Origin of the sequence: Parvularcula oceani, assembly GCF_000733125.1 — a bacterium.
GTDB classification, from domain to species: domain Bacteria; phylum Pseudomonadota; class Alphaproteobacteria; order Caulobacterales; family Parvularculaceae; genus Parvularcula; species Parvularcula oceani.
The window spans coordinates 1-13605 of sequence record NZ_JPHU01000001.1 but is presented as its reverse complement, the minus strand read 5'-3'; the positions used below and the strand labels follow the sequence as shown (position 1 = coordinate 13605).

Annotated in this window: 12 protein-coding genes; 5 read left to right on the top strand and 7 right to left on the bottom strand. The window is 67.2% G+C overall.

Going from position 1 to position 13605, the window contains the following annotated elements; translation table 11 throughout:
• Positions 1-70 precede the first annotated feature (70 nt).
• On the top strand, positions 71-1621 hold the full coding sequence (locus IE88_RS0100060; RefSeq protein WP_051881296.1) for a SulP family inorganic anion transporter: 1551 nt from the start codon (positions 71-73) through the stop codon (positions 1619-1621).
• A 57-nt stretch (positions 1622-1678) separates the two neighbouring features.
• Positions 1679-2518, top strand: coding sequence for a hypothetical protein (locus IE88_RS0100055; protein WP_031548713.1), 840 nt, complete (start codon positions 1679-1681; stop codon positions 2516-2518).
• Positions 2519-2771: 253 nt separating this feature from the next.
• On the opposite strand, the gene IE88_RS0100050 is transcribed toward IE88_RS0100055, so the two are convergent.
• From IE88_RS0100050 to IE88_RS0100020, 7 genes are all read right to left on the bottom strand, one after another.
• The gene (locus IE88_RS0100050; protein ID WP_051881295.1) at positions 2772-5003 is read right to left on the bottom strand and encodes a beta-glucosidase family protein; all 2232 of its coding nucleotides are present in this window, start codon (positions 5001-5003) and stop codon (positions 2772-2774) included.
• Positions 5004-5092: 89 nt separating this feature from the next.
• Positions 5093-6070 carry a TIM barrel protein gene (locus IE88_RS0100045; RefSeq protein ID WP_156032265.1) on the bottom strand — a complete coding sequence of 326 codons (978 nt, stop codon included), beginning with the start codon at positions 6068-6070 and terminating at the stop codon, positions 5093-5095.
• Positions 6071-6086: 16 nt separating this feature from the next.
• Positions 6087-7046 carry a D-ribose ABC transporter substrate-binding protein gene (locus IE88_RS0100040; protein ID WP_031548704.1) on the bottom strand — a complete coding sequence of 320 codons (960 nt, stop codon included), beginning with the start codon at positions 7044-7046 and terminating at the stop codon, positions 6087-6089.
• 11 nt (positions 7047-7057) lie between these two features.
• Entirely contained in the window at positions 7058-7906 is an 849-nt protein-coding gene (locus IE88_RS18780) for a DeoR/GlpR family DNA-binding transcription regulator (protein WP_081871299.1), read from the bottom strand.
• Between the two features lies 1 nt (position 7907).
• Positions 7908-8957, bottom strand: coding sequence for an ABC transporter permease (locus IE88_RS0100030; protein WP_202900375.1), 1050 nt, complete (start codon positions 8955-8957; stop codon positions 7908-7910).
• A complete protein-coding gene (locus IE88_RS0100025) occupies positions 8957-10483 on the bottom strand; it encodes a sugar ABC transporter ATP-binding protein (protein ID WP_036766240.1) in 1527 nt (508 codons plus the stop codon). Before IE88_RS0100025 ends, IE88_RS0100030 begins: the two co-directional genes overlap by 1 nt.
• Positions 10484-10486: 3 nt before the next feature.
• Positions 10487-11137 (bottom strand): DUF2291 family protein, encoded by a 651-nt coding sequence (locus IE88_RS0100020; protein WP_031548692.1) that lies wholly within the window; start codon positions 11135-11137, stop codon positions 10487-10489.
• 200 nt (positions 11138-11337) lie between these two features.
• On the opposite strand from IE88_RS0100020, the gene IE88_RS0100015 reads away from it, so the two are divergent.
• The 3 genes from IE88_RS0100015 to IE88_RS0100005 form a co-directional block, all read left to right on the top strand.
• Positions 11338-12189, top strand: coding sequence for a transketolase (locus IE88_RS0100015; protein ID WP_051881294.1), 852 nt, complete (start codon positions 11338-11340; stop codon positions 12187-12189).
• Positions 12186-13124: a transketolase family protein gene (locus tag IE88_RS0100010; protein WP_031548690.1), complete on the top strand. Its 939-nt coding sequence runs from the start codon at positions 12186-12188 to the stop codon at positions 13122-13124. The genes IE88_RS0100015 and IE88_RS0100010 overlap by 4 nt, the downstream gene beginning before the upstream one ends.
• A 4-nt stretch (positions 13125-13128) precedes the next feature.
• Positions 13129-13605 (top strand): FGGY family carbohydrate kinase (locus tag IE88_RS0100005; protein ID WP_031548688.1); only part of this gene is annotated, 477 nt, incomplete at its 3' end.

The following is a 13605-nucleotide window of genomic DNA, read 5'->3' as shown; positions in this document are numbered from 1 at the left end:
GCCTCGCAGCAAACTGCGCGGGCGAGTTCCCCCTCGATCGACACGCATCCGATGGCGGGACACCCTCCTTATGCTTCAGACCTCGAAACCGTTGCAGCGACTCGGGCTGCCCGACGCCTACGACAAGAACAGCCTCGCGCGGGACGTGGCGGCATCCTTCGTCGTCTTCCTCGTCGCGATCCCGCTCTGCCTCGGCATCGCTCTCGCCTCCGGCGTGCCGGCCGAGCTGGGCCTGATGACCGGGATCATCGGCGGGATCGCGGTGGGCATGGCGGGCGGACAGCCGCTCCAGGTCAGCGGTCCGGCGGCCGGCCTCGCGGTGATCGTGTTCGACATCGTCCAGGATTACGGCGTGGAGGCCCTGGCGCCCATCCTGCTGCTCGCCGGCGCGATGCAGCTCGTCGGCGGCTTCTTCCGCCTCGGGCGGTTCTTCCGCGGGGTGTCGCCGGCTGTCATTAGCGGGATGCTCGCGGGCATCGGTGTCCTGATCGTGGCCGGCCAGATCCACGTTCTCTTCGCGGACTCGCCCCGAGCGCACGGTCTCGACAACCTGGCCGCGATCCCCGCCGCCTTCTTCGACATCAGCGTCATGACGCTCGGCCAGGCCGAACAGGCCTTGATCGTGGGCGTCGTGACGATCGCCAGCATGGTGCTCTGGGACCGCTACAAGCCTGAAAAAGCGAAACTGGTGCCGGGCGCGCTTCTCGGGGTGGTCGCGGGCGTTCTGCTGGCATTGGCCGGTCTCGACGTCGCGACGATCGACGTGCCCGCGAACATCTTCTCCAGCTTCGGGCTGCCGACGGGCAGCACCCTGTCCATGCTCGCCATGCCGGGCATCATCTTCACAGCGCTGGCCGTGGCCTTCATCGCGAGCGCCGAGACGCTGCTCTCTGCGGCGGCGGTCGACAAGATGCAGGACCGGGTCAGGACCGCCTTCGACAGGGAGCTCGGTGGGCAGGGCGTCGGCAACTTCCTTTGCGGCCTCGTCGGGGCCATGCCGATGACCGGCGTCATCGTCCGCTCCTCTGCCAACGTCCAGGCGGGCGCGGTCTCGCGGCTGTCCGCCATCCTCCACGGCGTCTGGATCCTCGCCTTCGTCGCCTTCCTGCCGGGCGTGCTCGCGATCGTTCCGACCGCAGCCCTCGCAGGCGTGCTCGTGGTCGTGGGCTGGAAGCTCGTGAAGGTGCGCGATGCGGTCTCGCTGTTCAGGAAGCATGGCTGGCTGCCGGCGCTGATCTATGTGGCGACGCTCGGCACGACGGTGGCGGTCGACCTTCTCGTGGGCGTGCTCGTCGGTCTCGGCCTGTCTCTGCTCGAGGTCATCCCGCACCTGCGCCGCCAGCGCAGCAGGGTTGAATCGCGAACCGAAGACGGCGTTCACGAGGTCCACCTCGATGGCCGGGTCACCATGCTCGAAGTCAGCCGCCTGACCCGCGCCCTCGACGCCCTGCCGTCAGACAAGCCCGTCAGGATCCGGACCGAGGGACTGACCTTCGTGGACCACACATCGGCGGAGCTGATCTCCGACGCGGTGATCCGCAAGCGGAAGGCCGGCGGCTCCGCTGAGGTCACGGGCGGGGAAAGCGCAGCCAGCAGGGCCGTCCTGGCGGCGGTCGGCTGAGACTTCCCGCCAGCGCCGACGGTTCATCGACCCGGTTTTCTATCAGTGGAGCATGCCATGCCCTTCGAAGCCTTCATCGAGCGGCAGCCCGCAGAGTTGTCGACGATCTACACCGAGGCCTGGTGCTTTCTCGGCCCGGAGGACGATCAGCTCACTCTCGGGGCGCGGCTGAACAAGATGGCGGGCCGCAGCGGCCTGTCCCTCAATCTCGCGCCGATCCGTCAAGGCCGCCTGGCGAGCGGGCTCGACGAACGCGCGACCTGGCGGCTCTCCGGCCTGATCGGGAAGTTGAGCCCCCGGCAACGGCCCTGCACCGCCGTCCTGTGCGAGCGGCAGGCCTGGTCGCGGCTTCGCCGCGAGGTCCCCGAGCGCCGCCGCCTCATTGTCACCACGCCGAAGGCGATGCGGAACCGGATCGTGCGCCGGTCGGCGCGCCTGGTCGCGACCGACGTCCTCCTCGTGACGAGCAGCCCGGCGCCGAAGGCGCAGGCGCGGGTTCTGACCCGGTCGGATGAGGCGACCGAGGCGCTCACCCGCAGCCTGGCGCTGCTTCGCGTCAACGGCGTATGCGATGCCGCCATCACCCGCTGCTGGATGCCGGCGGACAGCAGCGTCTTCGCCTCGCCGCGCGATGCCGTCGAACCGGCCTCCGTCGCCAGCGCGCTTTCGGACTGCGAGCGCCAAGCCGCCAGCGCCTCCCGCCAATTGGCGGCCGATCTGACCTCCGCCACGGACGGCATGCCCCGCCTTCGCCATGACGAACTCTTCGTGCGGACGTGGCGGGACGCGACCGATCAGGCTTCGCCGGGCCAGGCTGGTATGGTCGCGACCGACGAGTGGGCAGCCTTCATCGCTCTGGCGCGGGCGGACCGCGAAGCGATCTATGTCGGCGACTGAGCGCCGGGCGAGGAAGCGGGCTTCCCTGCCACCGCGCCGAGCGAAGGCTCGCATCCTTGGTTGACCGAGGGAACACCTGATCCTTCGGCATACTGAATTACGGGCGGCCGCGCCTCAGGCGCCCCGTTCTCGCCCACGCGGCGATCGCCGCGAGCGCGAGGGCTGGGGCGAGAGAGCGGCAGGCGACCGGTCTTCCTTCGTCGCTCCGCTCTCTCAGCCGAGGCGCGCCGCGCCCGGCGCGCTTTCCCCGCCCTTACTGCCCGACCGTCTCGCCATCCGCGGCGATGGTGAAGCGGTCGATCTTCACGCTGACGGGTTCCATCAGCGTGCCGGCGTCATGGCCGAGGGCGAAGGCGTATTCGCCGCCTTCGACGACCCACCTGTCATCCTCCCACTCGGCGAGGAGCCGCGGCTCGATCTCGAGCTCGACGCGGGCGGACTTGCCGGGCGCGAGCTGCCGCTTGGCGAAGCCGACGAGGCGCTGCTTCGTCTCGCCGCCGGCGGAGACGAGATAGAGCTGCGCGACATCCGCGCCCGCCGTCTCGCCGGTATTGCGCAGGCGGAAGCGGGCGGAGAGCGCGGGGCCCGCGCCGCGCAGGCGGAGCCTGTCCATCTCGAACTCGGTGTAGCTGAGGCCGTGCCCGAAGGGGAACAAGGGCGCGTCGCCGGACTTGGCATAGCCGCGATAGCCGATATCCGAGCCTTCGATTCCGTAATCGGCATCGAGCGTCTGTCCGGGTTCGCCGCGCCCGAGGAAGCTCGGCTCGATCTCGTCGATGCCGGGCAGGTCCGGCCGCGGGAGCTGCTCGGTGGAGGCGGGGAAGCTCACCGGCAGGTGGCCGGAGGGGTTGGTCTCGCCGAAGAGCACGCTCGCGATGGCCTCGCCGCCCTGCTCGCCCGAATACCACGCCTCGAGGACGGCGGGCACGGCATCGAGCCACGGCATCACGACCGGGCCGCCGGTCTCCAGGACGACGATGGTGTTGGGATTGGCCTCGGCCACGGCCGCGATCAGCGCATCCTGATTGCCCGGCAGGGACAGGTCGGGGACGTCATAGCCTTCGGTCTGGTACTGGGTGGCGAAGACGATCGCCACATCGGCCCCTTCGGCCGCCATCGCGGCTTCCGAGGGATAGCGCCCGTCGCGGAAGACGACCTGCGCCTCGCCCGCCCGCTCGCGGATCGCGTCGAGCGGGGCGACGCCCTGATACATGCGGTCGAGGAAGAAGGCATAGTCCGACGCCTCGCCGCGCAGGATCGGAACCTGCGCTTTGGGCCCTTCATCGGGCATGACGCGCGACGAGCCGCCCCCGGTCGGCACGCCCGCATCGGCGAAGCCGCCGATGACGGCGATCTTCCGCGCATCGCCCGCGAGGGGCAGCGCGCCACTCTCGTTCTTCAGGAGGACGATCGCCTCCTTCGCCGTGGCGAGCGCGACCGCGTCGCCCTCTTCGTTCTCGGCATCGGTGCGCTCGGGCACGTCCTCGCCGATGCCGACATCGTAGATCGCGTAGAGAACGTTGCGCGCCATCTCGCCGAGCCGCTCGGCATAGGCGGGATCGCCCTGCGCCGCTTCGAGAAGCGGCTCGCCGAAGAACATGCCCTCGTCGAGCTGCGCGCCCGATTGCTGGTCGAGGCCGGCGAGCGCGAAGTCGAGCGCCTCGACCGCGCCCCAGTCGGACATCACGAAGCCCTTATAGCCCCAGTCGTCCCGCAGCACGTCGGTCAGCAGGAACTCGCTGCCGCAGCTCAAGGGGCCGTTGATGCGGTTATAGGCGCACATCAGCGCGCCGGGCTGCGCGCGTTCGATCGCGATCTCGAAGGCGAGAAGGTCGCTCTCGCGCAGGCTCGGCTCGTCGATCTCGACATTCATGAAGTGGCGGCCGGTCTCCTGCGGGTTGATCGCGAAATGCTTGAGCGTCGAGATGACGTTCTGGGACTGGATGCCCTTGACCGCCGCCGCGCCCATCAGGCCCGAATGCCAGGGGTCCTCGCCCATATATTCGAAGGTCCGGCCATTGCGCGCCTCGCGCATCAGGTTGATGCCGCCCGCCAGCAGGACGTTGAAGCCCTTCAGGCGCGCCTCCGAGCCGATCAGCGCGCCGCCCCGCTCGATCAGCTCGGGGTTGAAGGTCGCGCCCTGCGCGATGCCGGCGGGCAGGGCGGTCGCCCCGTCGCCGCGCGCGCCGCCGACCCAGGTGACGCCGTGGCTGGCATCGGTCTCGCGCAGCGCCGGCACGCCGAGCCGCGGAACCCCGGGCACGATGCCCGCACCGGGAATGGCGCCCTCCGGCGGCTCGATCCCGCCAAAGGACATCGCCATGTAGCCCAGCGTCAGCTGCGTGCGCTCCTCGTCCGTCATCTGCGCCTCGACCTCGGCGGCGCGGGCCGCCGGATCGGCCTGCGCCTGGGCGGCATGAAGCGGGGCGGCGGCGCACATCGCCGCGATGGATGTGGCAAGGGCGAGGGCTTTCGGCGTCATCATCTGTCTCTCCGGTCGTTTCCTGATCTTGTCGTTGGGCCGTCGTCGGCCACGCGTGCCGCATCCGTAGGAGGAGCATTCGCTCTGGGGCGCTATGCGCCGTAAAGTGCCTCCTGGGCGAGGCGGTTCGCCGCCACGGCATCCTGGCGCGCCTGCGCCTCCGCCATCGCGTTCCAGTCGAGCCTGTCCAGCGCCCGCTCGATCTTCTTTAGGAAGCCGATCGCCATGTTCGCCGCCTCGACGGCGTTTTCGCGGAACGGGAACTGGTCGAGCTGCCAGACGCCTTCCCACGCGTTCTTCCGCAGGGTGTAGAAGAACTCGAACAGCTCCATCGGGTGGACCGTGCCGGCGATCATGTCGTCGTCCCAGCCGCGCAGATTGTCGTTGACGTCCATCCCGAAGAGCCGGCCGTGGTCGATCGCCAGCTGCGCGGAGTCCGCAGGGGACTCGCCCCCGTACAGGGCATGGCCGAAATCGAGCAGGATGCCGACATTGGGCAGGCCGATCGACTCGATCCCCAGCAGCGTCCGGGCCACCGAGTCGTAGCTCATATGCACCCGGGGCTCGCGCGGCTTGTATTCGACGACCAGCTTCAGATCGCTGTTCTGCGAAGCCAGTTCGCCGACGCCTTCGCGGGAATGTTTCCAGAGCGTCTTGTAGTCGACCTGGAAGGGATAGTCCCATCCATCCTGGCCCGGCCAGAGCTTCACATAGGTTCCGCCGAGTTGCCGCACGACGTCGGCGGCTTCGTTGCACATTTCGTTGGCGCGCCTGCGGATCCCGGGATCGGGATTGGTGAAGGCGCCCTTCGCGAACTCCCGGGTATAGATCTCCGGCGTGATTCCGATCACGCCGAGCCCCGCGCGATCCAGCGCCTCCTTCACCTGGGCGACGCTGATGTCGGGCGACCACGGATAGTTGATGTCTACGACGGAAAGGTCTTCGACCGTTCCCGCCATCTCGATCATTTCGAGCAACGAGCGCGGCTCGCCGTAGCCGTCGGTCGCGTAGCGATCGACGTAATTGGCGAAATGCCAGATCCCGGCGCCGAATTTCTGGTTCATGATCATCCGATCCTTCCGCTTCTCAATCGCGCTCTTGCTTCATCTGGAAATCGTCCAGCCGTTCCGCGTTCCCGGCATCCACCAGGATGCAGTCCATCAGGAGCTTCTCGGGCTGCCCCGTGGCGCCTTCCGTCAGATATCCGTGGGCGAGTTCGACTGCATATTCCGCCTGCAGATGGGCTGGCTGGAGCACTGTCGCATGCGCCTTGCCCGCGAGAACCGCGTCCCGCATGTCGTTGGAGCCGTCGAAGCCGACGACGACGACGTCGGACCGTCCGATCCCTTCGAGCGCTGCGATCGCGCCCATCGCCATGGTGTCATTGCCCGCGATGATACCTCTGATGCCCGGATTGGCCTGCAGCATGGACTGGGTGCGGGAGAACGCTTCGGACTGGCTCCAGTTCGCGCTCTGGCGCGCGACCATCTCCAGTCCGGGATACTGGTCGAGCACGGCATGATATCCGGCGCTGCGGATGGCGGCATTGGTGTCGGATTCCCGTCCGACGAGTTCGGCATATTGACCGCCTCCGCCCATAGCCTGCGCAAAGCTCAGCGCCCCGAGCATCGCGCCCTGATAGTTGTTCGAGACGATCTGGGCGGTCGCCACTCCGCGCCGCGAGATCTCGCGGTCGATCAGGAAGACCGGCACGCCGGCCCGCTCGGCTTTGGCAACGGCCGCGACGCTGGCATCGGCGCCCGCATTGTCGAGAATGATGGCGGCGGCGTCCCGGGCGATCGCCGAATCGATCAGTTCGCTCTGCTTGTAGGCGTCGTCGCCATGAGAGAAGAGCAGGGTGTCATAGCCGAGTTCCCTCGCCTTTCCGTCGGCGGCGGCCGCTTCCTGGCCGAAAAAGGGATTGTCGAGCGACGGGGCGATGATGACGATCAGCTCGGAAGGGTCGCCGGACTCCGTGCAGGATTCGAGTGTCAGGAAGGCGAGCGCGCCAGCCAGGAGGAGCGCCGCGCGAACGAGCCGGTTCATCGCCGCAAGCCTCATGCGATCAGCACCTCGATGCCCATCTCCTCGAAGCGTTTGGCATCCTTGTCCTCGAGGCCTTCATCCGTGATCAGCGTATTGACCATATCGACGCCGCCGAGGGCGGAGAAGGACATCCGGCCCACCTTGGAGGAGTCGGCGAGCAGGTAGACGTAATCGGCCGATGCGATCATCGCCCGCTTCACGGGAAGGTCGGCGATCGACGGGTAGGTCAGGCCGGCGCTGAACGAGATGCCCGCCGTTGCGAGAAAGAGTTTCTGCGCATGCAGGCCGTCGAGATAGGCCGCCGCCTTTTCCCCGCTCAGCGACAGGGTCGGCGCCTTGAAGTGTCCCCCCGTCATGTGGACCGAGACGGAGGGATTCGCGCCGAGCGACAGGGCGATGTTGAGGGCATTGGTGATCACCGTCAGGTATTGCCTGCTGGCGAGATGCTCGGTCATGGTCGAGGTCGTGGAGCCGGAATCGAGGATGATGACGTCGCCGTCATCGACCCGCGAGGCCGCCATCCGGCCGATCCGCTCCTTCGCGTCGAGGTTCACCGCGTGCTGCGGCAGCGACATCGTCCGGACCTGTTCTGGAAGGGTCCGCAGATAGGCGCCCCCATGTTCGCGGACGAGGTCGCCGCGCTTTTCGAGGAATTCGAGGTCCTGGCGGATGGTCACTTCGGAGACGCCGAAGGCTTCGGAGAGGTCGCGGACGCGGGCGCTGCCTTCTTCCTTGAGCCATTCGAGGATTTTCTGCCTGCGGCGCGCAATTGGAAGGGAGGTCGTTCCCACAGAGCGCGATCTGGACTTGCCGGCGGGGAGGACGGCTTCGGATTCCGGCCTGTTTTTCGGTTGTGGCATTCTACACTTCCTTTCCCAAGGAGGCCTGAAACTGGTCGAGCATCACGGCTAGCACGATTACCGCCCCTTTTATGACCATCTGCCAGAACTCGCTGATTCCCATCATCACCATCCCATCGCCGAGCACGCCGATGACGCAGGCGCCGGTGAGCGTGCCGATGATCGTGCCGCGTCCGCCCGAGAGGGACGCGCCGCCGAGGACGACGGCCGCGATCGCGCTCAGTTCCAGCGTTTCGCCGGAGGCCGGATGAGCCGCGGAGAGGTCCGAGGCGATGATCAGGCCTACGAGAGCGGCGCAGACCCCGGAAATGACATAGACGGCGATCTTGAGCCGGCCGGTGCGCAGGCCGGAAAGATAGGCGGCGCGTTCATTGCCCCCGAGCGCGTAGACGCGACGTCCGAACGTCGTGCGCTGGGTGACGAACATGCCGAGCAGCGTGACGCCGACCAGGATGAGAACGGGCAGGGGGATGCCGAGGATCGTTCCTGAGCCGAGGATCGGGAAGCCCTGATTGCCCAGATCCGGATGGCCGACCAGGTTCGGGAAGGTGGTGCCGCCGGAGATCAGGAGCGCCGCGCCCCGCGCGATGTAGAGCATGCCGAGCGTGGCGATGAATGGCGCCACGTTGAAGCGCGCCACGAGTATTCCGTTCAGGAAACCGATCAGCCCGCCGCAGGCGAGCGAGAGCAGGATTACTTCCGGTACTGACGGCACGAGGACCGTCCCGAAGGGGACGATCGGGATCCCGTTGAGAAGAAGGAAGCCCGCGACCATCCCGCTGAGCCCGGCGATCGACCCCACCGAGAGGTCGATGCCCCCAGTCAGGATCACGAATGTCATGCCCAGAGCCAAAATCGCGATGATCGAAATGTGCTTCATCATGATGACGAAGTTCGAGACCGACAGGAAATTCGGCGCTACCAGCGAGAAGAATACGATCACCGCGATGAGGGCGATGAAGGTTCGAAGCTTGAGCAGGATCTGCAGGGGCCTGGGTCCGGGCGCCTCCGGTGCGATGCTCAGCGCTTCGACCATGTTTCCGTCAGCCATCAGCCCGCCACCTTCAAGTCGATCTTCCGTATTGTGCTGTTCGCCGCCTGGACGAGCTCGGTTTCGTTCGTGTCCCCGGCCTGCACGTCGAGGACGACCCGCCCCTTGGCGAGAACGACGATCCGGTCGGCGACGGCCAGGGCCTCGCGGACGTCGGATGTCGTGAAGAGCACGCCGAGGCCGTCCGCCGCGATCGATTGGAGCAGGCGGAAGATTTCGGCCCGCGCCCCGATATCGATTCCGCGGCTCGGCTCGTCGAGGAGCAGCATCTTCGGCGACGAGGCGAGGGCCCTGCCGATGATGCACTTCTGCTGGTTGCCGCCGGAGAGAGAATGAATAGGCTGTTTCGGATCGGACACCTTGATGTGGAGGTCGGCGATCTGCTCCCTCACCGCCCGGTCTTCGTGCCGCCGCCGCAGCACCCCGCTGCGCGCATGGCGCGCCAGGCTGGCGATCGTGATGTTGTCGGCGACGGCGAAGTTCCGGAACACCGCATCGCGCTGGCGGTCTTCGGGCACGAGGAGAAGGCCCAGCCGGGCGCATTCGGGCAGCGGCAGGCCGGTGATGTCCTGGCCGTTCAGCACGACCCGGCCCGATGCGGCCTGGCGGGCGCCGCAGACGAGTTCGAGCAGTTCCGTGCGTCCCGCGCCCAGAAGGCCGAAGACGGCCGTGATCTCGCCGCTGCAAAAATCGAGCGTCACTCCGCGAACGGCGGCCGAGGTCGCGCCATCGCGCGGAAGGCTCACGCCTTGAACCGACAGGACCGGGGAATGCGGTCCGCTCTCGCTGGGATGCCGCTCGAGCACGCCTTCGCGGCCGAGCATCTTCTCCACGATCCAGTCGACCGATGCCTCGGCCGCCTCGGTGCGGGCTACGACCTTTCCGTCCCGCAGCACGGTGATCGTGTCTCCGATGCGAAGCAGCTCCTCCAGACGGTGCGAAATATAGACGATGCCCACTCCGGCGGACTTGAGCTCGGCGATGACAGCAAACAGGTTGGTCACCTCGGTATCGCTGAGAGCGGAGGTCGGCTCGTCGAGGATCAGGACCCGGCACTCCCCGACCAGCGCCTTGGCGATCTCGACGATCTGCTGCTGGCCGATCGGCAGCGTGCCGACCGGCGCATCCGGATCGATTCCCACGCCGAGCCTTTCGAGAATCGCCCGCGTGCGCTCGCGCTCCTCGCGCCGGTTCAGGAGAGGGGAGCGCTCGCCGTCCTGGCGCAGGAACACGTTCTCGGCGACGGAGAGATTGTGGCAGAGATTGAGCTCCTGATGGACGATCTTCACGCCCTTCGCCGCCGCGTCGCGGACCGAGCCCATCCGGACCGGCCGGTCGTCGAGGAGCGTCTCGCCCGCGGTCGGCTGCTCGATGCCGGCCAGAATCTTCATCAGGGTCGACTTGCCGGCTCCGTTTTCGCCGATCAGGACACCCACCTTCCCGGCTTCGACAGCGTAGGTGACGCCGTCCAGCGCGGTCGTGCCGCCATAGCGCTTCGTGATCTTCCTCGCCCGGAGCACGCTCATCGCCTACTCCGCTCTCGTCAGTTCGATGGGAACGATGCGCACGCCTTCGGCGGGATCGTCGAGCGAAAATGCGCCCAAAAGGCGCAACCTGTCCCCGACCTCCGCTTCCGCCAGGACGGGCCGCGCCCGCTGCAGGGCCTTCTCGTTCAACGCGGCACCGATTTCGGCGTATACGACCTGATCGTCGACGTCGTTATAGGTGATGGAGGGCAGGGCATCGCGGATCGGCATCTCGATGAGGACGGGGCCGGTCAGGATCGTCCATGACCTCGATGCGCCGTCCGGCCGCGCTTCGACCGCGACCGAGCCGGTGCGGGAATCGAGATCCTTCCTGGTGACGGTCACATCGGCGCTCAGAACGAAGGTCCAGGGCGATGCGAGGCCCGGCTGCTCGCCATAGCGCTCACCGGCGGCTGGCAGGCTTTCCGCCAGCACGGCCCAGAGCGCATCCGCCTCGACGGCGCGGCTCCGCAGATAGGGAAGGTATTCGCTTTCCCACCGCTCCTCCAGCGCCTCCGTCCCGAAGGCGGATGCTGATCCGGGGGGCTGCGCCGCCTGAAACTCCGCTTGGGAGACGAGGCGGCAGCCGCTCGCGGTCAGCGCGAGCGCTGCCAGGGACATGATCGTGATGCCCTTTTTGAAATCGAACGGCATTGCGCCCTCCCGACGGCCTCTCTTTCGGAGGCTTTCGAATGCTCCGCGATACTGGCAGGCCTGCGCGCCGGGTCAAGGAATTCCTGCCTCATAGTTTCGAAAACTTACGACCACCGAAGAAAACCGGAAGCAACAAGTTGCGTTTTTCGAAAGTCGGAGTTATCCCTCGGACACGAACTTTTTTCCCGGAGGAGATCGCGATGAGTCCGTCACCCGACCTCGCGCAACCGATCGGCGGCGATGCCGGTGCAAGCTGCGCGGAGCGTGCGAACTGGATCCGCCGCCGTAGCATACAGATGGTCTACGAGGCGAAGCTGGGTCATCCGGGCGGAGACCTCTCCTCCGCCGACATCTTGGCCACGCTCTATTTCGGTGCCATGCGGTACGACCCGTCGAATCCGGCGCTCCCCAGCCGCGACCGCTTCGTCATGAGCAAGGGGCACTGCACGGGAGCGTTCTACTCGGCCCTGGCGGCTGCGGGCTATTTCCCGCTCGAGGAACTCTCCACCTACATGCAGCCGCTGTCGCGCCTGAACGGTCATCCGAACCGGAAATATCTGCCGGGGATCGAGACCAATACCGGTCCTCTCGGGCATGGCTTCCCGGTCGCGGTCGGAATGGCGATCGCAGGCTCGTTCGAACCCGATCCGTTCCATGTCTACGTGCTCGTCGGCGACGGCGAGCTGCAGGAGGGGAGCAATTGGGAGGCTGCCATGACGGCGGGACATCGGCGGCTGTCGAACCTGACGCTGATCGTCGACCGGAACCATTTGCAGCAGGGCGCGGCGACCGAGGATACCGTCTCGCTCGAGCCGCTGGCCGACAAGTGGCGGGCGTTCGGCTGGACGGTCGAGGAATGCGACGGCCACGATATCGACGGCCTGGTGCGCGTTCTGGCGCCGGGACCTCATGAGTCAGGACGCCCGCTCTGCGTGATCGCGGAAACGGTGAAAGGCAAGGGTGTATCATTCATGGAGGGGCAGGCGAGCTGGCATCACGGCGTTCCCGACAAGGAGCAGTACGAGCAGGCGCTGAGGGAGCTCGGCGAATGAGCGGCGCATCCGAAACATTCGATTGCCGCGTCGCCTTCGCCGAGGCGCTGGAAGAACTCGCCGAGGCCGATCCGCGCGTGGTGGCGGTCGTCAATGACAGCGTCGGGTCGAGCAAGCTCGGCGGCTTCAAGAAGCAGTTTCCCGATCGGCTGATCAATGTCGGCATCGCCGAGCAGAACATGGTCGGGGTGGGGGCTGGCCTCGCCAATGGGGGCAGGATCCCCTTCGTCAGCGGCGCTGCCTGCTTCCTCACGGCGCGCGCGATGGAGCAGATCAAGGCCGATCTTGCCTATGCCGGCGCGAACGTGAAGCTATGCGGCATGTCGAGCGGCATCGCCTATGGGGAACTCGGAGCGACGCATCATTCGATCGAGGACGTCGCATGGCTGCGGGTCATGGGCGATATCACCATCCTCGTGCCGTCCGATCCGTGGGAGACGAGGGAGGCGGTTCGCGCCGCCGCCGCGAATGAAGGGCCCTATTTCGTGCGCGTCAGCCGCCTGAAAGTGCCCAACCTCCCGCGGCCGGACGGCGCGGAATTCCGCGTCGGCCGGGCGGAGGAGCTCCGAGCGGGCGAGGACATGGCCATCCTGGCGAACGGCATCATGGTCCACAGGGCGCTCGATGCGGCAGAGATGCTTGCGCGCGAAGGCGTGAGCGCGCGCGTCGTGAACATGTCGAGCATGTCTCCTATCGACGAGGAGGCGGTGCTCGCGGCGGCGGAGACCGGCGCGATCGTCACGGCCGAAGAGGGCTCGGTCAGAGGGGGGCTCGGCGGTGCCGTGGCCGAGATCGTCGCGACCCGCTCCTCCTGCAAGCTGGAAATCCTCGGCTTCCCCGGCTTCCTGCCGACCGGCTCCGTCGAATTCCTTCTGGGGCGGCATGGGCTCACGGCGGAGGGCATCGCTGACGCTGCCCGGAAGGTTGCGGGGTAGGGGGATGGCGCGGGAGGCGGTTCTTGCGATCGATCAGGGCACGACGAACACCAAGGCGCTGTTCGTCCTGCCTTCGGGCGATATCGCAGGCGTGGCGTCCCGGCCGACGAACCCGTCATATCCGGCCCCCGGCTGGGCTGAGGTCGACCCGGACGCAGTCTGGCAAAGCGTGCTGGCGGCGGTCTTGGCGGCGTCGGACGATGCGGGCGAGGTCTCGCTCCGAGCGATCGGCATCGCCAATCAGCGCGAATCCGCGATGATCTGGGACGCCGCGACGGGACAGGCCCTGGGGCCCTGCATCCTCTGGCAGTGCCGCCGAACGGCGGAGGCCTGCGAGGCGCTGCGCGGGACCGACGACGCCGCCCTGATCGCCGAGCGCTCCGGGCTCGGCATCGACCCGCTATTCTCCGCGCTGAAGATCAAATGGCTTCTCGAACACGCCGCCAAGGGCATACCGGCCGAACGCATCCGCGCAGGCACC

Bases quoted from the DNA above. Each gene is read 5' to 3' on its own strand.
- IE88_RS0100060 (WP_051881296.1), top strand. From the start codon at position 71: ATGCTTCAGACCTCGAAACCGTTGCAGCGACTCGGGCTGCCCGACGCC.
- IE88_RS0100055 (WP_031548713.1), top strand. From the start codon at position 1,679: ATGCCCTTCGAAGCCTTCATCGAGCGGCAGCCCGCAGAGTTGTCGACG.
- IE88_RS0100050 (WP_051881295.1), bottom strand. From the start codon at position 5,003: ATGATGACGCCGAAAGCCCTCGCCCTTGCCACATCCATCGCGGCGATG.
- IE88_RS0100045 (WP_156032265.1), bottom strand. From the start codon at position 6,070: ATGATCATGAACCAGAAATTCGGCGCCGGGATCTGGCATTTCGCCAAT.
- IE88_RS0100040 (WP_031548704.1), bottom strand. From the start codon at position 7,046: ATGAACCGGCTCGTTCGCGCGGCGCTCCTCCTGGCTGGCGCGCTCGCC.
- IE88_RS18780 (WP_081871299.1), bottom strand. From the start codon at position 7,906: ATGCCACAACCGAAAAACAGGCCGGAATCCGAAGCCGTCCTCCCCGCC.
- IE88_RS0100030 (WP_202900375.1), bottom strand. From the start codon at position 8,957: ATGGCTGACGGAAACATGGTCGAAGCGCTGAGCATCGCACCGGAGGCG.
- IE88_RS0100025 (WP_036766240.1), bottom strand. From the start codon at position 10,483: ATGAGCGTGCTCCGGGCGAGGAAGATCACGAAGCGCTATGGCGGCACG.
- IE88_RS0100020 (WP_031548692.1), bottom strand. From the start codon at position 11,137: ATGCCGTTCGATTTCAAAAAGGGCATCACGATCATGTCCCTGGCAGCG.
- IE88_RS0100015 (WP_051881294.1), top strand. From the start codon at position 11,338: ATGAGTCCGTCACCCGACCTCGCGCAACCGATCGGCGGCGATGCCGGT.
- IE88_RS0100010 (WP_031548690.1), top strand. From the start codon at position 12,186: ATGAGCGGCGCATCCGAAACATTCGATTGCCGCGTCGCCTTCGCCGAG.